Below are 25,472 nucleotides of genomic sequence, written 5' to 3'. Positions count from 1 at the left end.
ATAAGGTTACTATGAACAAAGAAATTCCAATCAGCCCACAGGAAGAACAAGCAATATTATCCTGGTTTATCCACGGCGCTAAGGAGCAAGCGAGCCCACAAAAAGTCAAGGATTTTGAAGGCTGGCTGCACGAGAGCCCAGTGAGAAGGGCACTGGCTCAAAGAATAGAGCGTATTTGGAATCATCAGAGTTTTGCGCAGGCACTTCTGAAAATCGAGCAAGCCAGTCACAGGGAGCGGTTAACTTCCAGAAAGACACCCATGCGCCCATGGTATCTGGCAATTGCCGCAAGTTTAGTTTTAGTGATAACAACCACCATTATGTATAACTCAAATACACAAAGAACAATCAAACGTATATATCAGACGGAACCGAAACAGGTGAGTAGGCAAAAACTCACAGATGGCAGTATCCTGGACCTCAGTGCCACAACCAAGGTGGCAGTGAGTTATAACGAACGAAAAAGGCGCATTCGTCTTTTTAACGGCGAAGCCCAGTTCTCTGTTGCCAAGGACCCAAGTCGTCCATTTGTCGTAGAATCCCGCCAGGCATCCATACGTGCCCTGGGGACTATCTTTAACGTGGATCAGCGATATGGATTTACCGAGTTAACCGTTCTTGAAGGTGAAGTCGTCGTTAATCCACTTGAGCAAACAAGAAAACGCTTTGTAGTGGCTGCTGGAGAAATGCTGAGGATCACCGAGCACAGTACTGGTGCCATAAAGACTTTCGACCTGGCCAACTATAAAAGCTGGATAGATGGATATATCCAGGTGAAGAATCAGCGGCTTTCGGATCTCCTGGTAGAATTTAACCGCTTTACCGATACCCCCCTAACCACCAAAGGACACGAGATTGGAAGCCTGCTGGTCAGTGGGAGTTTCGATCTGAAAAAAATCGATACCAATATCCAGATTTTAGCCAAGCTGCACAACCTGAAAATTCAACACCAGGGGTCGCATACGGTATTGGAAAGCTCAGAGGAACAAACTCCTTAAACGGTATAACAGGAATCAGAAATCTACAGAGATACGCAGCCGAAATTTTCGGTTTTCTTTATAGCCCATAAAAAGTTGGCCTGCTTGCTTGTAGCGGTGTTCGTCCTGAAGAAGGTTTTCTACAGAGATAACCCCATGGAGATTGGGCATAAAGCGCAGGGAATAACTCAGAGAAAGATTATTGGAGCTGTTTCGGTATACATGGGGTACATCGCGGGTGTCACTGACAATAAACAGCTCGCGCCCAGAGTGCTTATACCTTAAGGAGAGACGCTGTTCACTTGGCAGGTGGTTGTACTGTAGGTGCAGATTCACCAGGTGTTCCGGCTGCCCTTGCAGGGGCCTTTTGCCGGTCTGAGCCTCTAAGCTTTCGGGAATTTCCACCTCGGAATACATATGGGAATAACTGGCTCCCACAGTGAACTGATGGGTGTTGCCCATAACCCTGGAGTAATCCATCTCCAACTCGCAACCGTAAAGCTTTGCAGCGCGGGTATTTATATAACTGTAAACATTAAATATGGCATCTGCTCTGCGCACAGGGTCAAAAAAAACACCTTCAATCGCATTGTCAATATCTTTGTGGAAGGCCAGGAAATTCATCTCGAAATCCCGGTCGCGGTTATTGTAGGTCCAGCGCAGATCCCAATTCCTGACCTGTGCAATCTGTAAATACGGATTGCCCGTCACATGGATACGTAAATCAACATCCTCATACCGTTTCGGCATCAGCTCGTTAACGCTGGGCCAAACCACGGTTTCACTGTATCCTAAACGCAGGTTGCGCAAACCAGAGGGAATATAATTGAGTGCTGCGGAATATAGATTGTGCCCCTCGTCAAGCAAGGGTACCCAGCCTTGCGGGGCAAGATCCCAGAAATCCGCCTTTACCGTTTCCCGCTCGTGCCGCACTCCCAGTAAAAACGTCCAGTGTTCATTCCAATAGCTGTTCGCCAGCAAGTAGTGGGCACGATTTCTGCGTTTGGCCCAGTAAAAGTTACCATCTAATGCTGCAGAATTCATATTAATGTGTATGGGATCATTTAAGAGGAAACCATCGGCACCGGGTTTGCCAATAATATTTCCGGGCGTGAGTATCTCTGCGGGATCATTCTGCTCCAACAGCTTCCAGCTTGAATCTATATCTCCCTTGGGGGTAAAAATATATTCCAGTAAGTAGCCGTCCTGAAGACTGTTCAACAATTCATACCCCACCTTGATATCGCCAGACAGGGTATCCAGAGACCAGTCCCGCACAGCACTGATGCCACTACTAAAACTCTCCTCCTGCATCTGCTCCCAGCTCACCTGAAAACCACTGCTGCTGGTGTCGAAGCGGTAGGATAGGGAGGGTGCTGGACGCAGATACTGAAAGTCAACCTCATAAGGGCGCAGGTAGCGGGAACTCGCCGAGGTTAAATGCCACTGCAGATCCCAGAGCGCACTGGAGTCAATCAGGTGGCTGCCATAAAACTGCCCCAGCCATACCTGCTTACCCGTCCAGTGGTGCAGGCTGCGCAGGCGCTCCGGTTCAGCATAAAAATAGCTCGAACCGGGCTCCTGGGTTTTAATCTGCTCGCTGTAAAGGGAGCTTTGCCTCAGCAACAGATAATTGGCTCCAATATGCTGTGTGTCTCGCCAGCTATAGGCGAATGCCACCAGGGTATTGGCATTGATCTGGTTATCCAGCCTGCGGTGTTGTGAAGTTTCGCTAGCCAGGTATACCTCTTTGAGTTCATCGTTGGCTGAAACAAGATTGCGCCGGCTCATAACCTGGGATTGCTGGTCCACTTGCTGCCAACGGTTTTCATACCCCAGGGAGGCACTCACGCCCCAGTGATGGTCCCCCTGCTGCCAGTGATAGCTACCACTCAGGCTCAGTAGTCCATCCATCCCTGCGGTACCTTTGGTGAGCGCATAGTGGGTGGGTATTGATTCTCCCGCCGCCTCCCGCTCGGCCTCCGGCCAATGATCCAGGTTTCCATAGTGAGCGCCCCCGGCAATGGCCGTTGGCAGTTTGCGCTGTGGGTCCAGTGAACCCAGCCAATCCCGATCACCGGTATAGCCGCGCAAAACCGCCTGGCCGGTGGTGCCGCCCGTATAGGCGCTGCCGGCAACCAGGTTCAGGGTGTTCTCGGTGGAAATGCGCCGGGTTTCAATATTAACAACACCGGCACTGGCATTGCCCGGCGCATCGGCAAGCACCGATTTATGTAAATCCACATGGCTTAAAATCTCCACCGGAAAGATATCCATCGGCACCCGCTGGCTGGAGGGTTCCAAACTGGGCAGCACCGCCCCATTGAGACGGACGGATTGATAGCGCCCGCGCAAGCCACGTATTACCGCGTAGCGGTTCTGTTCCATTTTAACGCCGGAGACCAACTCAAATGCAGAAGCGAGATCGGTAATCCCCTGGGAGCGCATTTCCCTGAAATTGATACTGGCGTCCGCTCCGCCCATATAACGCTCACCGCCATAACCCAGGCTGCCAGCCTGAGTCGGTGCCAACGCCTGGGCACTGACCTCTACTTCCGCAATCGCCCCGGAATACCCGGAGTAGGGGCGGGGCTCATCCTCCCAGGGTATGGCCGCTTTCTCTCGATACACCACCAGAGTGCGCTCGATCAAATCATAGCGCAGCCCAAAGGGGCTGAGCAGCGCGCCCAGACGCGACTCCATACTGGTGCCCTGCACAGGTACCGGCACCTGCTGAGCCCGCACCAGTAATGGATCGGTCACCAATTGATAATGATATTCATCCGCCAGGTTTTGCAGCACGGTCAATAACGGCAGCGGCTTACCTGGCTCGAAAGTACCGGAGGGTTGTGCTGCGGCTATAACCTGGGGTACCGGCAGTGCCAAAACCCATAGGGACAGCAGGAGGCCCCAGGCAGCCAGTAATTGACCAAGTCGCCGCAATAACCCGTATTCTTGAACAGAAATGGTATTCAGACAGTACCCCGGCAAGCGCTTAATCAGCAATTCTTGATTTTTAGCTTGCCGATGCTCTCAGAGGGTTATTACCATTGTATGACAAGGCGGGCCCGCAGCTCAGCAAAACCCACTGTGTAGTTACAGGTCCGGACCACTGCGGTAGCGCAAATAGCCCGGTCTGCCTCTCTTGTTGTGTGGGTAGTGGCGGGTCAAAAAAGGCACAGGATAAAGCTGCCAGATGTAGAGCAAAACTTGCGGGGGCTTTTCATTACTCACACCTAGGGGTAGGGGCATTCCAGAAGGAGGCAACGCTGAAACCCGTAGCTGAAGCAGAAGCCGGCAGCGTCATATAGCTGGTGTTATCGATAACGCGGGTGCAATCGTACTGCATGTTGTTAAATGCAAAGATACGATCTGGATTGGTACTGGCAGCAAGAACGGTATCGTTGCACAAATTCTGTGTATATCCACTAATTTCTATATTTTCGAAATAAGCATCGGTACCCCATGTGAGCTTCAAGGGAACATCGGTAAAACCTGAGGAGCTACCGTAAAAGCCAACTGTTACGTTGGTAACAACGCCACGCGCCGTTCGGTTACCGGGCCAAAAAATCCTCGACCCACTGGCCAGTTCGAAGGCGTGATCAGCATCATCACCCTGAGCGATAAAGACATTAGAAAGAGATCCTTGGAAGCCTTCTTCCCAATCCACACTATCATCGCGATTACAAGTCAGCCACAGGTTCTCGACAGCGGCATCCCCCCCAAAGAACTGAATACCATCATCCTTATTATTGTGAATATGCACATTATTAATTGTGGTGCTGCTATTCACGCTGTAGAGCGTCAGGCCATTAATTTCGCTTTCAAGAGCGACTTCATGGCCCCCCTCGGCAATCACCACATACTCCAGAATACCGCTGTTCATAGTTTCGTCCAGGTACCTTCCGCCACCATAGTAATAGGGAGTAGCTAGACCTTCCATTTCGCAAGTGTCCTGTCCATTAGCTCTGGGGCACCCATTGCTTTCAGCAAAACCTGCCAAGATCAAACCGCCCCACTCACTGGTGTCCGCCATATCATCGTCAATAGAGGAGAATACGATGGGATCACTAGGGGTACCCCGGGCATCAATTTGCGCACCGCGGGTAATAACCAGTGCGGAGTTACTGTATACCGCACCAACAATCTGAGTACCCGGTTCTATTTTCAGTACTGTTTTATCCACCGTGCTGGGGTTAGCGTTCTGGAGATGGCCATTACCCACCACAACAATACCGGGCAGTGCCCATACAATCGGAAAGAGGGGGGCTAGATCACTGTCCCTGGCAAGCACGACCGTATCGTTTACCGCTATAGAGGTCGGCAGATCACAGCGCAAATAATTCGTGTTATTGAGGGTTACAATACCTTGGAAGGTGCCATTAGAGTTGCAAAATGCATCGAGATCCAAATCTGTATCCGCATAAGAAACTGAAACCAAAGCCATCAGAACAACAGAAGCCATTACCTTTTTCATCATAAACTCCACAGGTTTACTAAACAGAGAACAATAAAAAACTCAAGCAGCACAATTGCTGGGTATATTTAATCAATGCAAACAGTTATTGCGTCTCGCTCATTGTCTGGATCGGATACATCGCCCCAAGAGTAAACAGTAAATCCCGCCAGAAAATCGGGGGGGTTGTGGTTGCCGGGGTGTCTTTGCATAAGACGCAAAGAAAAGCCGGCAGGTGCCGGCTTTTCCCAAATTTACAAAACACGCCATCTAATTGGCAGAAGTAAAACTCAACAGATCTGAATGCTTAATCACAACTCGGGGCATTCCAGAAGGAGGCAGAGCTAAAACCCGTAGCTGAGGTAGAGGCCGGCAGCGTCATATAGCTGGTGTTATCGATAACGCGGGTGCAATCGTATTCCATGGTATTGAAGACATTGCCGCTAAAGGTGGTAGAGCTGCTGCTAATAGCACTGACGGCGTCGTTACAAGCCTGTCCGGTATAGCCGAGAATTTCCACATTTTCAAAGTAGGCGTCGGTGCCTTCCTTGAGCTTCAGGGGAACATCGGTAGAGCCGGCGGTGCTGCCCACAAAACCAACGGTGACGTTGGTAACAACACCGCGCGCAATGGGTGCGGCAGTTTCGGAGTCCGGGTTGTTGGCCAGTTCGAAGGCGTGGTCGGCATTGTCTCCCTGGGCAATACTCACATTGTTCAGAGATCCGCGGTAGCCTTCGTCCCAATCCACGCTGTCATCCTGATTACAAGTCAGCCATAGGTTCTCAACTCCGGCATCGCCACCGAAAAACTCAATACCGTCGTCCTGGTTATTGTGAATATGTACATGATTAATACTGGTGCTGCTGTTCACGCTGTAGAGCGTCAGACCATTGATTTCACTGGCTATAGCCACTTCATGGCCGCCCTCGGCAATTACCACATACTGCAGGTTGCCGCTACTCATGGTTTCGTCCAGGTACCTTCCGCCACCATAGTAAAAGGCCGAAGCAACACCTTCCATTTCACACAGGTCTTGCCCGTTGGCACTGGGGCAGGCATTGCTTTCACCATACCCTGCCAGCACCAAACCGCCCCACTCACCGGAACCAGTTATATCGTTATCGATAGAGGAAAATATGATGGGATCAATATTAGTACCCTGGGCATCAATCTGCGCACCGCGGGTAATAACCAGCGCGGAGTTACTGTCTACCGCACCGGCGATCTGTGCACCCGCCTCAATCTTCAGTACAGTCTTATCCACCGTGCTGGGATTGGCGTTCTGGAGCTGGCCATTACCCACCACAACAATACCGGGCAGCGCCCATACAATCGGAAGGAAGGGTGGTGTAGCACTGCTTTTGGCAAGCACGACCGTATCGTTTACCGCTATAGAGGCCGGCAGATCACAGCGCAAATAAGTCGCACCATTAAAGATTACTGTACCTTGAAAGGTACCATTAGAGTTGCAAACTGTATCGAGACCCAAATCTGTATCCGCATAAGAAACTGAAGCCAAAGCCATCAGTGCAACGGAAGTCATTACCTTTTTCATCACAAGTTCCACCTACTGGACATTAAATTATAACTTGATAAATATCGCTTTGTTTACCACTCCCGGCTGCTATCACTCTGCCAGGCCATGACAATTTAAACGCGCCATATGTCAGTCAATCATAATATCTAGATTCTTTTTTTATTTTAAAAAAATAAACAGAACCAAAAAGAATAAAAAGAAATTCAGAGGCGGAAAAAAGTTTCGGTTGCGACATTAAATTTTTATAACAAAAAGTGGGTGGGTAATGACTATAGTATTACAAATAATCGACTGAGATCACCACAACCGGATAAAGCTGTATGGCTGCCCCGCAAGCAAAAAGAAGGCCGGCAATTGCCGGCCTTTTTGGGAAGTTCTTGTTAAGAAGGCGCCATTAATCTTCCCCGGGAATTTCCTCTCCGGCATTGATGGGAATAAAATAGTCGCTGGCACCAAAGAAGGGGCTGTCTATCAAGAAATTCATATCAGCAGGCTCTGATTCGGAATAGTCGGGATCGGCCTTACCCAGATTGATCAAATTGGTTGCCGGATAGAGACGGCGCCACTCGCCAAACGAGTTGACACCGTCGATCTCTTCAAAAGAAGACTCTTGTTCTGCACCAAACACCCAGTCAGAATAATAAATATCACTAGTCGCCTGGCTCGGCAGCGAAATAGTGGAGGCGTTACTTACAATACCGGTTTGGTTATTGACTGCTTGAGTACGAAAGCGATTGTCAATCTGGTTCGCCAGGTTTGGGTCCTGGGACATTTCCTTACAGGCAAAGGCCACTTGATCAAAAATAATACCCTCGCCCAGTAGTGGTGTGACGCCCTCACCAAAAGAGATACATTGGTCAACCACAGCAGTGACACCAAAAAATCCCGGAAAATCAATATCAGTCCATTTGTCAACACCAACAATACTATTGTGTAAAAACAAGCCGCTCCCACTGCCAAGTTCCAGCGCCGTTGTTGTAACGCTGGGGGCCGTGGGGTCATAAAACATGAGCGAATCCGCTCTGTGTAAGGCAAGATTGGCTATAGTGGGCATGGAACGCGGCAGTGCATCTGGCTCGCCACTGCGCCCGGAAATCGTGGGATAGTCATACCATGTCCCCGCTTTTTGCATAAGAGTGCTGAAAAATTCCACTTGAGAACTACTAAAAGTATTGGTAAATCCGGAGTCCTCAATATAAACAGATTGCATAGTGCCCCGGTATCCATGATTCCAGCGGAGACTATAGCCAGGTACTGAATTAGCAATCTGGACGTTGCGCAGATTTACCACACCGCCATTAATATCAATCGCCGCGCGGCCAACGTTCTCACTGCCCCAGGCCGCGGGTGTACGGGGAATCCCACTTAAATCCCCCAGACCAAAGTACAGATTCTCAATCTTACCGCCGCGGCCGACACTGTTGAGGCGCAGCGAGCCCTGCAGCAGATGTAGATTTTCAATATTCACATTGCCGTGGTTGTCATCATAACCGCCGTGGTAGCCGTACTCCCCCTGGATATTACAGACACGGCTGCCGGGTTCCGCCATGGCCTCCGGGCACTGGTTGTTGCGGGCAAAACCATCGATGATCAAACCGGCCCAGGTACCCGCCGCCCCATTCCAGGGGTAGCCTACGGGGATAGTTAAACCTGATGTAGGAGGAATAAGACCTATCAAATTGACTGGTCCGGCGGCATCCCCATCGCGCTGCGTATTGGTCAGGCTGACATCGCCAATCACTTCCAGGGCGCCGCCGCGGGTAATATGCAGGCCGCCGCCCTTGGTAACCATCACAATGCTGGAAGCTTCCATTCCCAGGGTTACCGGATCGGCCTTCATCGCCGCCACCTGGGCAGTGTCGGTAATGGCCAGGTGCCCTTCACCGATCCTGACCAGGCCGTTTATCAGCCACAGGGTCGGTGCCGGGTCCCGCTCCAGAAAATACCCCGGATAGACCTCTTCATTCACCTGGTGCCCGTTTTCAATAGCCACCCGGTCTTCGCCGGTAAAGGTGGTAATGATAAAGTCCTCGGTAATTGTGCCGCGCAGGCCGCAGACTTTATATACGCTTCCTGATTTTTCGTATAGGTAATCCTTCTCCAGCACGGCTTTATAGTCACATTCGGCGGCCAGCAATACCGCCACAGAGTCGCTCCAGCCCTGGTACCAGTCGTCCAGGGAGTCCAGTACAGAGCCCAGGTAGCCCACATTGGCGTTCAGGTAGCGGGCGGCGTCGCCGGCCAGGGTGAGATCAATCCCGGTGTCGATGTCGGGAATATCGCCACCGGTGGCGACAAAGTTGCTGTCCAGTACCGCAGCCACTTCGTACACACCGCTGAGCCCCTGGGTGGCGGCGGCAAAATCGCGCCCGCCGTGTTCGTCTTCATCTGGAACGGTCCGGCCGCAATCCAGCACCACATTGTCGAAATAGATTTCCAGCGGGTCGCTGAACTGCAGGTCCGAGGTGGCCGGGTCATCGATATCCAGGCAGGTGGCAAACTCGGTCACTACGGAGTTGTAGAGCAACAGACCGGAGCCATCCTCCAGCAAAATGGCGTTATCCGAACTCTCCGCGCCCTGTAGGAGGATATTCGCCATAACCGGGCGCGAGCGCGGTGAAGCGTTGTGGTCTGCGGGATTATTGCGGCCCAGCAGGGCATGGCCGCTGGACTCGTCCCCCGGCTGTAAAATGGCATATTGCAGCGTGCCGCGATAGCCGTTCGCCCAGCTGACCAGGTCGTCTTTGACGTCCGAAACCAGAAGCCAGTCGATATTCGCTGCACCGCCATCCAGGGCCAGGCCATCGGTCTGGGAGTAGGCAATATCCAGGTGGTTGAGCTCAGCTCCGGCACCCACATGCTGGAGTTTGAGGGTGGGCTGGCCATTACCTGCATTCAGCAAACGCAGGTATTGGATATTGACCCGGGGCTGGGCAGCCAGTGCACAGGCCGCTTCACTGGCACACTGGTTGTCCAGGCCGTTAATGGTCATCCCCGCCCAGTGCACCTCCGCATCCCGGGCTGTCAGCGCTACCGGATCATCTGCACTGCCCCGCACATTGAGGGCAACATCCGCATGGAAAGTCAGTGAAGAAGTGGCATCCAGCAGCAGTTTGGAGTCTCCATCCAAAATCACTTTTTTCGGTTGCTGCAAGTGGGCCACCTGCGCTTCACCACTCAGGGCTGCCAGTGCATTGCCAAAGGTTACCGGCCCTTTCAGGCGCCAGGCCACAAATGCATCATTGATATCCTCATCAAAATACAGGCTGCTGTTTACCTGGCCCTGCAATTCGCAAACGCTGTAGGTGTTCGGCCCGATATCGACGGTTTCAGAGAGGGGCGTGCCCACACCAAAGCAGGGTTCGTACAGCAGGCGGAAATCATAATTTAATAAGACCTTTGAAGTCTGTAGGTTCGCTAGCTTTGCATTCGCAACCCCTTGAATAGCCGCATTATCCAGTGCCAGATCAGGCTTTAAATCCGGATTCAGGATATAGATATTCTCCCCCTGGGAGAGCAGTGGCTCGGCATAGTCGGGCTTACCGTCCAGCGCCCGGCTGGTTTTATCGCAGTACAACACACTGTTGCCCAGAGCTACCCGGGTTGTTGGGTCGGCAATACTCAAGCAGGTATTAAACCCCTGTACCACAAAGTGCTCCACGGCAATATCCCCGCCCCCGGAAACTTCGAGGGCCTTGGCCGCGGTCAGGGCTTTATCCACCACTGTCAGCTGATCAATTTGAACGCCAGGTTCCTCTTGCATTGCCGGGCTGCTGGCTTCCCCCTTCAGGGCCACTGTGTCACTAGCGTGATAAATAATGCGGTCATTGCCTATCAGGCCGCCAAATCCACTGTGCCAGTGAATCGCATGCCCCTGGTTGCCCATAGCATAAATGCTTGCGAGCAAGGCGCCGCCATTGAGTTCCAGGCCCGTATTCGCGCTGTATAGAACGCCTTGTGGTGATCGGGTTTGCTTGAAGTGTGGCGCATTAATGGTAACGGCGGCCTCCAGAGGGAGGTTATTCTTCGTGGCCCCCCCGGCCTCGGCCACATAGCCAAGAAAACCAGTTCGAATGGTGCCGCCACCAATAGCACTGTCGGTCAGCACTGTAGGCCCATAGCGAGTGTCGGATCGGGACAAGCCGCCGTAGTAACCCCAGGGCCCTTGAATATTGCAGAAGTTTTCGCTATTTATGTTGTCGCCACAGTCTGGGTGATAACCAATACTGTTCACCACAACGCCGCCCCATTCACCACCACCGGAACGGTTGTCATCAATAGACTCAATATTAATATCGAGGCGGGCATTGCGATGAACCACGATCACGCTGCCTTCCCGTGCATAGACGAGCGATCCTGACCCTGAGACATCAACAATCTCGTCGGCCTGTATCTCTGCCAGCGTTGCGTAGAGTTTGCTCTGGCCTATGTCGTAAACGCCATCCAGTACCCAGGCCAGGGGTTCATACTGGTGGCTGGTTTTCAGTTTAATTTTTCCCGACTGGCCAAAGTCCGCATTTAACCGGCAGGCCTGGGTTTCAACACCCTCAACCATTATCGGATCGATGGGGGTACCCACCACCCCCCCCTGTGCCAGCTCACACTGCTGCAGGGATAAATCCAGTGGCTGCTCCTGTGCAATTTCATCGGAAGATTCGCCGCTACAGGCCGTCAACAGCAGGGCGCTCCCCAGTAATATCAAGCGCTTGTGCAAGGAAGACCCCAATCGATCGGCAATCTGTTTGCGAATAGTATCAATAGCGCAATCATTTCTCTTAGACATAATTCCATCCAAGTGGTCTTTTGGAAATTGGTAAGTGGCGCAGCTACACCTGCTCGCCAGTTATCTCAATTCAGCGTAAATTTCTGTCTCTTTAATAGCTGTAGCTGGCCTTCAGTTTGAATTTGCGGCCGCTTGAATAGTTTAAATAGGGTGTGTTAAAGCCGTCGTACACCATTTGGTGCTCTTCATCCAGCAGGTTGTCTATGGAGGCAGAAAAAGACAATCCGTTTAAAAAATTTTTCCTGTAAATAAGGCGCAGATCATTGTAGGGCAGCTCATAGACATCGGACGGCACTTTTTCCAAGCCCGGGTTTGCAATGGCCAGTTCTCTGCCCTTGCGGTTAAAGACCAGGGTAACTTCCTGACCGCTGTCAATATGGTCATAGCCCAGCTGCAGGTTGGTGACATAGTCAGGCTGCCCTTGCAACCCACGTTTTATCAACACCGGAAATAAATCAGGCCCACCGGTTGTCTCCACCTCTGAATGAATATCGGCGTAATTAAACTGCACAAAGACTTCGTGTCCCTGGTCCCGCCCGAAGGTGAACTCCCGGCGCAGATCCAGCTCCCACCCATAGACTTCTGCCTTTTCCGCATTGTCGAAAGTGTAGAAATCAAATACATCCCCGCTCTTGGCAAAGCGGTTCTCGATTGCATTAATCATATCCTTGGTAAAATAGGCCAGGGTGATGGATTCCGAATCCGAGGGATACCATTCAAGGCGTATATCAATATTGTCAATATCCGCGGGTTTTAACTCCGGGTTCCCTGAATATCGCTCCAGGGTTTCTATATCATAGAAGACGCGGGGCATTATCTCGTAAATCTCGGGCCAACTGACAGTTTCGGAATAAGCGGTGCGCAGTTGCCACTGGTCATTCAATAGATAGGTAACACTTACCGAAGGGGAGGTGCGCTCTTTATCCAACAGCTCAACCAGGGGCTCGGGAGTATAGGCATATTGCTCCGCAAGAAACCGGTACTTTTCTTTACGTACACCGACATTTACTTTGAATCTCTCCTGGATATCCATTTCAATAAGGCCATAGGCGGCATCAATGTCCTGTTCAGCGATATAGCTATCTCCGGAGAACCCAACATCCTTTTCGCCAATTATCCGGCCAATACTCAAATAAAAACCATACCGACCTGGGCTGCCGGCAATATTTTCTGGAGTGTACACTTGAGCTGGGTCCGGGTTTTGATAAATTTCCGGAGACAGAGTTGAGCCATTCTTAAGCTGGTAATGGTGATAGGCCCCGTCCCGGTTTCTCTGCATCGTTAAAAGCCCACCTTTGAGTACCAATGAGGCCCAATTAAAACCCTCTATCGGCAGGGCAATGTCCAATTTATTTCCAGACGAATCCTCTTCCATTGCTTCCCATAAATTGTATTGAGAAAAATTAGCGGTATTGAGTGAATAGCTAGACCCGTTCACGCGCCTGTAGGAGTACTGGGTCGCATTCGGACGATCATATTCACTAGTGGCTTCCATCAATTGCCACTGGACTTCAAGGTCACCCAAATAATTCATCCAGCCACCGCGCGAGGATAAGGAGAAGCTGTGTTCTCCCCAAAGTTGGTGACTCAAAAGCTGTTCTTCAATCCAGTCCACATTCTGGTACAGGAATTTTTCAAGGTCTAAATTGGCTTTGATTTCCTCAATTTGACTTTCGGATAGGGCCCCCCTTAAAGACGACGGCGCAGCGTGATGTATTGATATTTCAGCGGAATTGGTGGTGTGGCGCAATGCAATATTATTCAGCCCCAGGCGGTGATGATCGCTGATGTTCCACTCAAAATTGAGCATAGCACTCAGGTCAATTACATTGTTGGTATCATGGGTCTCAACAATAGAATCAATTTCCAGTTCCTCGCTGAATTTAGCGTAGCGGGTATTCTGCTTGGTATTGTTACTCCATTTGTTCGAGTAGCGCACCGCACTGATAAAGCCAAAGTTCTGCTCGCCGATATCCCAGCTGTTACCGCCACTAAAGCTGATGCTGGAGTCAATTTGTGCCTCACCTTTTTCAATCCCATTGTGGGGGATACTGCGCGCTATTCTCTGTATATCCTCTTCAGTAAATTCGCCGACACTATCCGGATCTTGCTCTACATTCAGGTACAAAAACAGCGTTTGCCCCAACTCATCCGGTAGCTCACGCCAGCCATCATCCATACCGAGCCAGTCCCGGTCCCCCTCGGTGCCGGACATCAAAAGGTCATTCCCATGCATATCGCCATGGCTTGCCGAGTAAGAAGCCTGAAAGAACCCCTCCTGTGGTGCTTCTTTCGTACGCATGGAGATATGCCCCGCGGTTGCACTGGAGGGCACATCAGCCGATGCGCTTTTTTGCAAACTCAGGCCCTGCATAATGCCAGCGGGAAAGATATCCAGGGGGAGGTCGCGCCGCGCGGGGTCGGTACTGGGTAGAAACGCCCCATTGAAATCCGTGGATTGGTAGCGGCTTTTCATACCACGCACAATGGGGAATCGATCCTCCTCAAGGGTTACGCCAACCACACGCTTGAGCGCGCTGCTTACCATGGAGTCATCGAAACGGGCTATTTGCGTGAAATCTATGCTGTCCACAACCGACGAAGACACCCGCTCAATTTCAATGGGATTGCCCGGTAGGTAGCGGCCCAGAACCTGTACCTCTTCCAGCGTATCCCCCCCTTCACCGGCAAAAACATCGGCAGTGGAAAGCTGCACATCCAGGGTCAGGTTGATTTTTGACAGTACCCGGAGCGCGTTCAGTTGGGCAGTCTGGTAATCGGGGTGTTCCAGTTGCAGCTGGTAGTTGCCGGGGGCGAGCTGTAATTCAAAATTACCATAGCGGTCTGTAACTGTTTGCTCACTGCTGCCGACAACCGTAACCGTCACATTGCGCAGTGGCTGCTCTCCATCAAGCGTGCTCACCGTGCCTTGAATAACCCCTGGCGCCAGGTTTTCAGGGGGGAAGGTTTCCGATGAAAAACCGTGCCCATCCACGGCTGAAAGCGCCATCTTCTGAATGGATTTTACACTGCGTCCGGTCTCGGAATCGGTGTTGATGGTAACCAGGGCTGCCTCATCTTCTGTTACGGTAAAGGCGTAAGATTCCGATTCTTTTTCAAGGCCCAATTGCAGTCGGTGTCGGCCTGACGGAATGGCGTCACTCCAAAAGGAACCCCTGACGTCAGTGGAGCCCAGGTGCTCGCCATTCAGCAATATCTCGATTTGTCCGGCGGGCTCAGCATCAACATATAAATCCAGCTTCAGCCCCGCAGCCTGCAGCTGGCCAGTAACAGCCATGCCAATAGCGGCACACAGCAACCTTTTGGAAACGTTTAATCTCATATCACACCCCTACTCATGAATAGAAAATCCTGATAGCACACCTGTAATTCCCGCACTGTTCAAACAGCTATTACCAAACACCCGCTTTAGAGCAGAGGCCAGGCATTGAATAAACAACCAACCCCTGCAAAGACGCCGAATATTCAACTGGGCGACAATCTAAAAATGAAGTTTTGGTTAAAATATTGCAGCATCACAAGTGAAAATTACTCTGGCTGACAGGCAAGTAAATCATTTGGAATGGAAAGCAGAAAAATCAATCGACGAGATGGAAAATACGTAAACACACATATGTTACAGATTGCTTACAAAGGCGCTTTAAAGCATTAAATCAGTGCCATTTTTTTGGTGGGTAAAAACATCGGCTAGCTGCCTGAAAATCCGCTAACTTGATTATTGGAAAGACAGTGCAAACAGAGCGCAAGGTAAAATTTAAGAGTGCTGCTGAGGCAGGCCAGCGGGATAGTGGAGATACCGTAAAACCGACAATCACAATGTGGTTTTTGGAGCCAAAAGGTGCCCTCTTGTCTGGTGGTTACGGGGTTGCCTCCAAGCAAGAGGGCACAGCTTGGCGGGCACAGGCAGGGAACTTGAATCGATGATTTCGCTGTTGAGCCTGGTTGGCAGTCTGCGAGTATCCTTACTATTGATACCCGTTCTACTTCCTTTAAATTATTGCCGGGTTGGATGATTCACAGGGACGGGGGCTCGAAGATGAGGCCGCTCTCTTTAAAGAATCCGTCTCTCAACGCGTTCCATTGCCTGCCTTCCGTTCCCTTTCGGTGCGTATATAAACTTCTTCACGATGGACAGGGAGGGATTTGGGGGCTTGGATTCCTATCCTTACCTGATTCCACCTCACCTCCAATACTGTGACTGAAACACTTGTCCCAATTCTTAGATTTTCGCCAGTTCGGCGCTTCAAGATCAACATGCCGTGATGGGGAAGCTCGGAAAATCACGTTTCAAGGGGGTGTGGGGCGGGGCGCGGGAACGGTAGGCATAGAATAGGAAAAGGCGGGGGCAAAGCTACCCGCGCCTGCCGTTGGATAGAATCGCCCGGTGCTGGACGCCAAGTCATTGGGCTTATATTCTTTTCACGGGTGGCCGGAGCATGCGCCCTTCATTAAAACGCGCCACGGGATACAGAGCGCCAGCAGAATAATCACGGGGCACGCTATGATCTTATCCATCGACCAGGGCACCACCGGCACAACAGCCTTTGTTTTCGATACCTGCGGAGCCCTGATTGGCCACAGCTATTCGGAGATTTCCAATTACTACCCCAAACCGGGCTGGGTTGAGCAGAACGCCGAAGAGATCTGGCAGGTGACACGGTATGTGTGCAGTGCAGCCTTGGAGCGCGCCGGTATCCGGGCATCGGATATCCAGGCTGTGGGAATTACCAACCAGCGGGAGACCACCATCCTTTGGGACCGGTACACCGGGGAGCCGGTGCATCCGGCGATCGTATGGCAGTGCCGCCGCTCTGCAGAAATCTGCGCGGAGCTTGCTGCAGGGGGAAATGCACATTGGCTGCGTGAACGCAGTGGTCTGCTGCTGGATGCCTATTTTTCGGCGAGCAAGCTGCTGTGGTTGTTTCGTCAGAATCCCGAATTACTGGCCCGTGCCCGAAGTGGTGCGCTTTGTTTCGGTACCGTGGATAGCTGGCTGATCTGGAAAATGAGTGGCGGCCGCGCGCATCTTACCGATCACACCAATGCCAGCCGTACTTTGCTATACAACCTGGCACAAAAACACTGGGACCCTGAACTGCTGGCACTGTTCGACTGCCCGGAATCCATACTTCCGGAAATTCGACCATCCGCCGGCTATTTTACCGATGCCGACCCCGAAGCTTTCCTTGGCACCGGTGCACCCATTTGCGGGGTAGCCGGCGATCAGCAGGCGGCGCTGTTTGGCCAGGGCTGTATCCATCCCGGGAATATCAAAAATACTTACGGCACCGGGTGTTTTATGTTGGCGTTTGCCGGCGAGATGCCATCTGCTCTCCCTCAGGGGCTACTGGCAACGGTGGCCTGCGATGTCCATGGTGACCCGGCCTATGCTGTGGAGGGCTCGGTATTTACCGCCGGCTCTGCAGTGCAATGGCTGCGCGATGAACTGGGCCTGATTCAGCAGACCGCGGAAACCGAGATGATTGCACAAAGTGTTCCCGATACCCGCGGTGTCTATCTGGTGCCCGCCTTCAGTGGACTCGGTGCGCCCTACTGGAACCCTTTGGCACGGGGCGCCATCTGTGGATTGAGTCGCGGTAGCGGTCGTGCGGAACTGGTGCGCGCTACGCTTGAATCCATTGCCTATCAGAGCGATGAATTGGTGTGCCTGATGAGTGAAGCTCTCGGGTTGCCCATCAGCCATATGCGTGTGGATGGTGGGGCCAGTGCGAATAACTTTCTGATGCAGTTTCAGGCGGATATCTCCGCATTGCGAGTAGAGCGCCCCAGGCAGATCGAGTCTACCGCGATCGGTGCCGCGCTCCTGGCGGGCATTGGCAGTGGACTCTGGCAGTCCCAGCGATTGCCGGAATGCCTGCAGGAGATAGAGCGGGACTTCCGGCCCGCGATGGCCGCACCCAAACGGACGTCTTTGCTGGCCGGCTGGAAGCGGGCGGTCTCTGCCTGTCAGGCATTTTAAGGGGAATAGCGTGTTTTTATACCGCAGGAGCTATCCAAATGACGCTTCAGAGTGAATTGCAGGCGACCATTGCCGAATTGGTTGATGGCCAGCGGGGCATTCTCGCTGCGGACGAAAGTGGCGGCACAATCGCCAAGCGTTTCGCGTCAGTGGGAGTGGAGTCAACGGAACAGAGCCGTCGCAGTTATCGTTCGGCTCTGCTCACAAGCGAGGAACTGGGGGAATATGTCAGCGGGGTGATTCTGTTTGAGGAAACCCTTGGTCAGTGCGATGACCAGGGTATTCCCTTGGCACAGAGGGCGGCGGCACAGAAAATCCTGCCCGGTATCAAGGTCGACAGAGGCAAGGGGCCACTGCCCGGGGCCCTTGGGGATACGATCACTTTTGGGCTGGACGGCCTCGGGGAGCGGTTGCGGGGGTACAAAAAGTTGGGTGCACGCTTTGCCAAGTGGCGGGAAGTGTATCCGCTGGGTCCGGAAAACCCCACTGAACTGGGATTGCATGCCAATGCCGAGGTGCTCGCCCGGTATGCCGCTGTCTGCCAGCGTGAGGGTGTTGTACCCATCGTAGAGCCGGAGGTACTGATGGATGGTAACCACAGTATTGAGCGGAGTGCGGCAGTCAATGAGCGGGTCTGGCACTCGGTCTTTCACGCCCTGCATCGCCACGGCGTCATATTGGAACTGATGCTGCTCAAGCCCAGTATGGTAACGCCGGGGTCGGAGTGTGCCCGCGCCGAGCCACAACAGGTTGCGGAGTACACCCTGCGCAGTCTGCGGCGCGCAGTACCTGCTGCGGTGCCCAGTATTCACTTTCTCTCCGGCGGGCAGAGTCCCGAGGAGGCCACAGCCAATCTCAATGCCCTGAACCGACTTGGCAATGCGCCCTGGCAACTGAGCTTCTCCTATGGCCGGGCCTTGCAGCAGCCGGCACTGGCGGCTTGGCGTGGTCGGGAGGAGCATATTTGTGCTGCGCAGGGCGCCCTGGTGCGGCGGGCGCGTTTGAACCATCTCGCCATGTTGGGTCAATACCGCGATAGCCTGGAACGCGCCGAGTAATCCCAGCTGCAGGCAGGCAATGCAATAATGAGAAAGACCGTAAGAGAGGAGGGGGGATGGAATTTTTGACGAGGGATATACGTTTGCACTATCGGCGTTGGTGGGTGGAGCGCGCGCTGGGCATCGTGGTGATTTCCCACGGCCTGGGTGAGCACAGCGGCCGCTATGCCGCCCTGGCCAGGCACCTCAACCGGGCGGGCTTCAGTGTCTATGCACTGGACCACTACGGTCACGGCTTGTCCGCAGGCAAAAGGGGACATATCGATGATTTCTCTCTGTATTGCGAGGATCTGTACGCATTGATAAGCCTGATCAAACAGGCTAACCCGGATACCAGTCTGCACCTCCTGGGACACAGTATGGGGGCGGTGGTGGCCTGTGGCAGCGCTATCCGCTACGACTTTGCAGACAGTGTGATCCTGTCTGCACCGGGTTTTTCCGGCAGGCGGGAGCCCGCGGGCCTGGAGCTGTGGCTGGTGCTCACTCTGGCAAAGCTGATTCCGGGACTGGTGCTCTCCAACCGGATTGATGACCAATGGTTATGTCGCGATACCGCAGTTGTCGAGGCCTACCGGAGTGATGCGTTGACGCATCGGGGTGTATCCTTGCGCTGGTTTGAAACCTTCCTGCGGGAGCGGACGTTCCTCTCCGCCAACCTCGGGTGCCTGCAGGCGCCCTGCCTGATGTTACTGCCGGAGTCAGACCAACTGGTGGACACAGGAATCAGCCGGAACTGGTTTAAACGTATTGGCTCAGAGTATAAAAAACTGCACTGTTTTCCCGATGCCTACCACGAAGTGTTTAATGAGGTGGAGGAGGGGCGTTTGGCACGGGAGTTGTTGTTGGAACATTTGCATTCCCTGTTGCCCGCACCCAGGGCTGTCGCCTTAGGGTAAAAATTGGGTATGGCAGCAGAGTATACCGGCAGAAACCGTGGCAAATACCGTGAAAAACCCCTTGAAGCCATGTATGATACGCGGTCATTTTTGACCCCGGAAGTTGTGGTGGGGGAAATAGTGGGTGAGACATGGACAAAAAGTTACTGAGCCTGTTGGTGTGCCCTGTGAGTAAAGCGCCACTCGAGTATCGCGAGGACACCCAGGAACTGGTGTGCAAGGCCAGTGGTCTGGCCTACCCGGTCCGGGATGGGATACCGGTGATGCTGGAGTCTGAAGCGCGACAGCTGACCGCCGAGGAAAAGCTGGAAAAATAAACCAATGGGTGAATCCAGCGTATTTAGTCGAATTATTTCAGGCGATATTCCGGCCGAGAAAGTCTACGAAGACGACCTTTGCGTCGTTATTGAGGATCGAGCGCCACAAGCGCCAACCCATCTGCTTATTATCCCGCGAAAGCCCCTGGTCAACTTGTCAGACGCCAAAAGCGAAGACAAAGCTTTACTCGGTCATTTAATGTGGGTGGCTGCCGAACTGGGCCGACGATTAGGCCTCGAGGGGTTTCGGTTGGTGGTCAATAATGGTCGCAGTGCCGGGCAGACCGTATTCCATTTGCATGTTCACCTGCTGGCTCAGAAAAAAATGCCTGAGCACAGCCTTGCACAATAAATGGGGCAGAAATGACATCTCGTCGTCGATGGTGTCGTTCAACTTACTTTCAACAAACGAAGTGGAATGACGCTGGATGAAAAGCGCACAGATTCGCGAAGCCTTTCTGAATTACTTTGCGGGACAAGGCCATACCATTGTGCCATCGAGCTCTCTGATTCCGGGCAACGACCCGACCCTGCTGTTCACCAATGCCGGCATGGTACAGTTCAAGGATACCTTTCTCGGTCATCAGTCACGCTCCTACAGGCGCGCAGCCAGCGCGCAGCGCTGTGTGCGCGCCGGCGGCAAGCACAACGATCTGGAGAACGTCGGCTATACTGCGCGACACCATACCTTTTTTGAAATGCTGGGCAATTTCAGCTTTGGCGATTACTTTAAGCGCGAGGCTATCCGTTTTGCATGGGATTTTCTCACCAAAGTTCTGGGCCTGCCTGAAGAGCGCCTGTGGATTACCGTACATATCAGTGACGATGAGGCCGCCGATATCTGGTTGAAAGAGATCGGTGTCAGTGTCGACCGTTTCTCCCGCCTGGATGAGGACAATTTCTGGCAAATGGGTGACACCGGTCCCTGTGGGCCCAGCTCAGAGATTTTCTATGACCACGGTGAAGCGGTAGCCGGAGGCCCGCCCGGTTCAGACAATGATGAGCTGGACCGCTATATCGAGATCTGGAATCTGGTGTTTATGCAGTACGAGCGCACAGCAGAGGGAGGCTTGCATCCGCTGCCCAAGCCGTCGGTGGATACTGGAATGGGCCTGGAGCGTATAGCTGCCGTGATGCAGGGCGTACACTCCAACTACGAAATCGATCTGTTCCAGGCACTGTTAAAAGCTGCCGGTACCATTGTTGGCTGTGACAACCTGGAAGAGAAATCCCTGCGGGTGATCGCAGATCATATCCGCTCTTGCGCTTTCCTGATAGCCGATGGTGTTATGCCCTCCAATGAGGGGCGCGGCTTTGTCCTCCGCCGCATTATCCGCCGCGCTGTGCGCCACGGGCACAAGCTGGGGCACAAGGCGGTCTTTTTTTTCCAGTTGGTGGAGACTTTGGTCGAGCAGATGGGCGAAGCCTATCCTGAATTGGGTGAGAAACAGCAAACCATTGAACGGGTTCTGCGTAAAGAAGAGGAGCAATTCGCCAAGACCCTGGATAAAGGGATGGCCCTGCTGGAAGACGCCCTCGTCTCCCTGGAAGACAGTGAAATTCCTGGTGCGCTGATATTCACCTTGCATGATACCTATGGTTTCCCTACCGACCTGACCCAGGATATCGCCCGCGAGCGTGGCTTGTCCCTGGATATGGCCGGTTATGAAGCGGCGATGCAAGCCCAGCGCGAGCGCGCCCGTGCGGCGGGCAAGTTTAAGCAGGGCTACACCGAAGTACTGGGCCTGGGGGGGGCAACTGAGTTTCTGGGTTATGACTCAACAGAAGTTGAGGGTATCGTCGTCGCTATCGTCAAAGAGAGTGGGCGGGTGGAGTGCCTGGAAGAGGGTGAAGAAGGCGCTGTGATACTGGATCGCACCTCCTTTTATGCGGAGTCCGGTGGCCAGGTTGGCGATTGCGGATACCTGAATGCAAGAGCCGGCTGCTTCGAAGTGCGTGACTGTACCAAACAGGGAGGCCACCATCTGCACAGTGGCAAGGTCCTTCGAGGCGCTATTGCGGTTGGTGACCGGGTCGCAGTCAAAGTGTCTGCGGATGTGCGCCGGGCAACTGCCCTCAACCACTCTGCCACCCATCTGTTGCATGCAGCGTTGCGCAAAGTGTTAGGCGAGCATGTAACCCAGAAGGGTTCCCTGGTGGATTCCGAGCGCTTGCGCTTTGATTTTTCCCACCCTGAGGCGGTAACCCTCAAGCAGCTGGATGCCATTGAGTCCCTGGTGAATGCCCAGATTCGGGCCAATACGCCGGTGGAAACCCGTGAAACTGATATCGACTCCGCTAAAGCAATGGGTGCTTTGGCGTTGTTTGGCGAAAAATACGGCCACAGCGTGCGTGTGCTCTCCATGGGCGTGGCCGAGCGCGGCGCCTTTTCTGTGGAGTTGTGTGGTGGTACTCATGTCGAACGCACCGGTGATATTGGCCTGCTGCGCATTGTCGGCGAGAGCGGCATTGCTTCGGGGCAGCGCCGTATCGAAGCGGTGACCGGTGCCCATGCACTGTCGCTGTTTGACCAGACCCAGCAGCACCTTGAGCATATCGCCGCGCTTCTCAAGGCGCGCCCGGATACTCTGGCGGATAAGGTGGAGCAGCTATTGCGCACGAATCGCAGGCTGGAAAAGGAGGTTGCACAGCTGAAAGCCAAACTTGCCACGGGTGTTGGTGGCGATCTTTCCGCCCAGGCAGTAGATGTAGCCGGTTTTAAGCTGCTGGCAACCTCCGTGGAGGGTGCGGATCCCAAGTCCTTGCGGGATCTGGCAGACCAGCTAAAGAACAAGCTCGGCAGTGGCGTTGTATTACTCGCCGCACCGGGTGAAGGCAAGGTGGCGCTAGTGGCTGTGGTAACCCAGGACCTTACCGACCGTCTCTCGGCCGGTGACCTGATGCGCTTCGCCGCTGGCAGACTCGGTGGCAAAGGTGGCGGTCGCCGCGACATGGCCCAGGGGGGTGGAACTGATCTTTCTGCACTGGCGGGGATGTTACAGGCGGTACCGGCGTGGGTTGAGGATTCCCTCAGCGCGTAATATCGGTCAATTTGACGCAAGAGAAGGCTGTCAAGTTGATTTCGCCGAAGTTTGGTGATTAAGTGCGCGCCTGCGCCAGCCGGAGGGGTGCGCGTGCTTGGCCATGAGCAGGGAAAACACAGAAAGTTATGAGTTTGTTCGTGCAGAAATACGGTGGGACTTCTGTGGGCTCGATTGAGCGCATAGAGGCTGTCGCCGACAAGGTGGCTGCATTTCGCGCCCAGGGGCATGATCTGGTTGTGGTGCTTTCCGCTATGAGCGGGGAGACCAACCGCCTGATTGATCTTGCGTATCAGATTCAGGAAAAACCCGATCCCCGCGAACTGGATGTACTGGTTTCCACCGGAGAGCAGGTCACCATTGCGTTGTTGAGCATGGCCCTGAAAAAGCGTGGCTACGATGCCTGCTCCTATACCGGTGGGCAGGTCAAGATCCTCACGGACAACGCACATACCAAAGCGCGCATTCAGCGCATTGATGTCGAGCGAATGCGCGGGGCTCTGGGTGCAGGCAAAGTGGTTGTGGTTGCGGGCTTTCAGGGTGTGGATGATTACGGAAATATCACCACTTTAGGGCGTGGTGGCTCGGATACCACAGGCGTCGCCCTGGCGGCGGCACTGGGTGCGATGGAGTGCCAGATCTATACGGATGTCGATGGGGTTTATACCACTGACCCTCGGGTGGTGGACAGTGCCTGCCGCCTGGATCGTATCACGTTCGAGGAGATGTTGGAGATGGCCAGTCTCGGTTCCAAGGTCTTGCAGATCCGCGCTGTGGAGTTTGCCGGTAAATACAAGGTTCCCCTGCGTGTGCTCTCCACGTTTGAGGATGGCAACGGAACCCTGATCAGCCTGGATGAGGAAGATAACGAAATGGAGCAACCTGTTGTATCTGGTATCGCGTTCAATCGTGATGAGGCCAAGTTAACGATTCGCGGTGTGCCGGATACCCCGGGAGTTGCCTGCCGAATTCTGGCGCCGGTTGGCGGTGAAAATATTGAAGTAGACGTCATTGTGCAGAACATCAGTGCTGTCGATGGCACCACAGACTTTACTTTCACCGTGCATCGCAACGATCTGGGCAAAGCGCGTGAAGTGCTGGAACGTGTCGCGGCGGAACTTGGTGCGCGAGAAGTGATCTCAGACGACAAGATTGCCAAGGTGTCTATTGTCGGTGTGGGCATGCGATCCCATGCAAACGTGGCCAGTCGCATGTTTAGCGCGCTCGGTGAAGACAATATCAACATCCAGATGATCACCACATCTGAGATCAAGATATCGGTGATTATCGATGAGCGCTACCTTGAACTCGCTGTGCGGGCCTTGCACAGTGAGTTTGAACTCTCTGATAAGCAGAGATGTAAAACACAATAACCAGAGTTAAGGCGGTGTGAGCCTTTCATTTCGATTTGGCTTCTTGGCACAAAATTCAACCTGTTGAGATTTTGTTCGGCTGGTCAATACTGAATAGTACGATGGGCCGCTTTTTGGCCTTTTTGCACCGCCATCCGGTTATGATGACCAAATAAGAGCAGCTTTAGGGGAATACCGGCCGCTCTTTATCACAGGATGATCAAGGAGAAGTAGGTAATGTTGATTTTAACCCGCCGAATTGGCGAAACGCTGATGGTCGGCGACAATGTGACGGTTACCGTGCTGGGGGTGAAGGGCAATCAGGTGCGCATTGGGGTCAATGCGCCAAAAGAAGTCGCCGTCCACCGCGAAGAAATCTATCAGCGTATCCAGCGCGAAAGACAGTCCTCTGAGGAGGGGGGTAGCGAATAGTTGTGTGGTTTGCGGAAAATGGCCGGATCCCCGGCCTTTTTTATTTGTATCAACTTCAATCTTGCCTGACAGTCTGGCGGAGAAGTCTTTTATCGAATCTGTAGGCCAGTTTGTGCCTGATAGAATAAAAAAGAGCAAAATGTTACTGATTTCCCATTGATTTTTGTCAGGCCATTGGTATGATCCCGCCCACTTTGATGTAAGCACCCGCCTGATGGCTCTTCTCCGGAAAGTCCCCTTAACGCGGGTGCTTAGGCATGAGTGAATGGTGAGATGGCCGAGTGGCTGAAGGCGCGCCCCTGCTAAGGGCGTATGGGTTAACGCCCATCGAGGGTTCGAATCCCTCTCTCACCGCCATATATCGGCTTTTGTCGTTGAAAGCCTGAGGTTCCGCAGAGATTTGAGGTGTTTGTGGTGGAGGTGCGTTGCCACTTCAAGCACAGTCCTGGAGAGCTGTCCGAGGTTGGGAAGGCGCCTGAAGCGCGGTTTCATTTTCGACGCAGATCGCTGCGAGAAAGCACTTGCTTCAGCAGCCCGGATGTGTAGAATACGCGTCCCGCAGTTAGGGCCTGGCGCCCAGCTGAGTTGTTTAAAAATTCGATCAAGCAATATGTGTGGGTGC

At 53.1% G+C, this 25,472-nt stretch carries 15 protein-coding genes and 1 tRNA gene; 10 read left to right on the top strand and 6 right to left on the bottom strand.

The genetic code is table 11. The features are described from left to right. The first annotated feature begins 11 nt into the window (after positions 1 to 11). Entirely contained in the window at positions 12 to 998 is a 987-nt protein-coding gene (locus M8T91_RS12315) for a FecR family protein (protein ID WP_301414453.1), read from the top strand. A gap of 15 nt (positions 999 to 1,013) precedes the next feature. Here the strand turns inward: M8T91_RS12315 and M8T91_RS12310 are convergent, their stop codons facing one another. The 6 genes from M8T91_RS12310 to csrA (M8T91_RS12285) form a co-directional block, all read right to left on the bottom strand. Continuing rightward, complete coding sequence (locus M8T91_RS12310) at positions 1,014 to 3,920, bottom strand: TonB-dependent receptor domain-containing protein (RefSeq protein ID WP_301414451.1); 2,907 nt, start codon at positions 3,918 to 3,920, stop codon at positions 1,014 to 1,016. Between the two features lie 283 nt (positions 3,921 to 4,203). Further along, positions 4,204 to 5,457 carry a beta-helix domain-containing protein gene (locus M8T91_RS12305; RefSeq protein WP_301414450.1) on the bottom strand — a complete coding sequence of 418 codons (1,254 nt, stop codon included), beginning with the start codon at positions 5,455 to 5,457 and terminating at the stop codon, positions 4,204 to 4,206. A 283-nt stretch (positions 5,458 to 5,740) separates the two neighbouring features. Next, a complete protein-coding gene (locus M8T91_RS12300; protein ID WP_301414449.1) occupies positions 5,741 to 6,988 on the bottom strand; it encodes a beta-helix domain-containing protein in 1,248 nt (415 codons plus the stop codon). 376 nt (positions 6,989 to 7,364) lie between these two features. Then, positions 7,365 to 11,753 carry a beta-helix domain-containing protein gene (locus M8T91_RS12295; RefSeq protein ID WP_301414448.1) on the bottom strand — a complete coding sequence of 1,463 codons (4,389 nt, stop codon included), beginning with the start codon at positions 11,751 to 11,753 and terminating at the stop codon, positions 7,365 to 7,367. A gap of 91 nt (positions 11,754 to 11,844) precedes the next feature. Further along, positions 11,845 to 15,096 (bottom strand): TonB-dependent receptor, encoded by a 3,252-nt coding sequence (locus M8T91_RS12290; RefSeq protein WP_301414447.1) that lies wholly within the window; start codon positions 15,094 to 15,096, stop codon positions 11,845 to 11,847. Positions 15,097 to 15,841: 745 nt separating this feature from the next. After that, positions 15,842 to 16,030, bottom strand: coding sequence for a carbon storage regulator CsrA (gene csrA, locus M8T91_RS12285; protein ID WP_301414446.1), 189 nt, complete (start codon positions 16,028 to 16,030; stop codon positions 15,842 to 15,844). A 245-nt stretch (positions 16,031 to 16,275) separates the two neighbouring features. Between csrA (M8T91_RS12285) and glpK the strand changes: the two genes are divergently transcribed. The 9 genes from glpK to M8T91_RS12240 all read left to right on the top strand — a co-directional run bounded on the left by glpK (position 16,276) and on the right by M8T91_RS12240 (position 25,207). After that, entirely contained in the window at positions 16,276 to 17,754 is a 1,479-nt protein-coding gene (gene glpK, locus M8T91_RS12280; protein WP_301414445.1) for a glycerol kinase GlpK, read from the top strand. A 38-nt stretch (positions 17,755 to 17,792) separates the two neighbouring features. Further along, a complete protein-coding gene (locus M8T91_RS12275) occupies positions 17,793 to 18,812 on the top strand; it encodes a class I fructose-bisphosphate aldolase (protein WP_301414444.1) in 1,020 nt (339 codons plus the stop codon). A 56-nt stretch (positions 18,813 to 18,868) separates the two neighbouring features. After that, the gene (locus M8T91_RS12270) at positions 18,869 to 19,708 is read left to right on the top strand and encodes an alpha/beta hydrolase (protein WP_301414443.1); all 840 of its coding nucleotides are present in this window, start codon (positions 18,869 to 18,871) and stop codon (positions 19,706 to 19,708) included. Positions 19,709 to 19,839: 131 nt separating this feature from the next. Then, complete coding sequence (locus M8T91_RS12265; protein ID WP_108734085.1) at positions 19,840 to 20,025, top strand: Trm112 family protein; 186 nt, start codon at positions 19,840 to 19,842, stop codon at positions 20,023 to 20,025. Positions 20,026 to 20,029: 4 nt separating this feature from the next. Next, the gene (locus tag M8T91_RS12260) at positions 20,030 to 20,377 is read left to right on the top strand and encodes a histidine triad nucleotide-binding protein (RefSeq protein WP_301414442.1); all 348 of its coding nucleotides are present in this window, start codon (positions 20,030 to 20,032) and stop codon (positions 20,375 to 20,377) included. Between the two features lie 76 nt (positions 20,378 to 20,453). Continuing rightward, positions 20,454 to 23,066, top strand: a complete 2,613-nt coding sequence (alaS, locus tag M8T91_RS12255) for an alanine--tRNA ligase (protein ID WP_301414441.1) — start codon at positions 20,454 to 20,456, stop codon at positions 23,064 to 23,066. 128 nt (positions 23,067 to 23,194) lie between these two features. Beyond that, complete coding sequence (locus M8T91_RS12250; protein ID WP_301414440.1) at positions 23,195 to 24,439, top strand: aspartate kinase; 1,245 nt, start codon at positions 23,195 to 23,197, stop codon at positions 24,437 to 24,439. Between the two features lie 216 nt (positions 24,440 to 24,655). Next, on the top strand, positions 24,656 to 24,850 hold the full coding sequence (csrA, locus tag M8T91_RS12245; RefSeq protein ID WP_299943075.1) for a carbon storage regulator CsrA: 195 nt from the start codon (positions 24,656 to 24,658) through the stop codon (positions 24,848 to 24,850). 267 nt (positions 24,851 to 25,117) lie between these two features. Further along, positions 25,118 to 25,207: transfer RNA gene (locus tag M8T91_RS12240), tRNA-Ser, on the top strand. The last annotated feature ends 265 nt before the right edge of the window (positions 25,208 to 25,472 follow it).

It is taken from the genome of Microbulbifer sp. MI-G, assembly GCF_030440425.1.
In the GTDB taxonomy this organism is placed as follows: Bacteria; Pseudomonadota; Gammaproteobacteria; order Pseudomonadales; family Cellvibrionaceae; genus Microbulbifer; species Microbulbifer spongiae.
The sequence above is the reverse complement of the archived record's forward strand: the minus strand, read 5'-3'. Positions and strand labels throughout refer to the sequence as shown.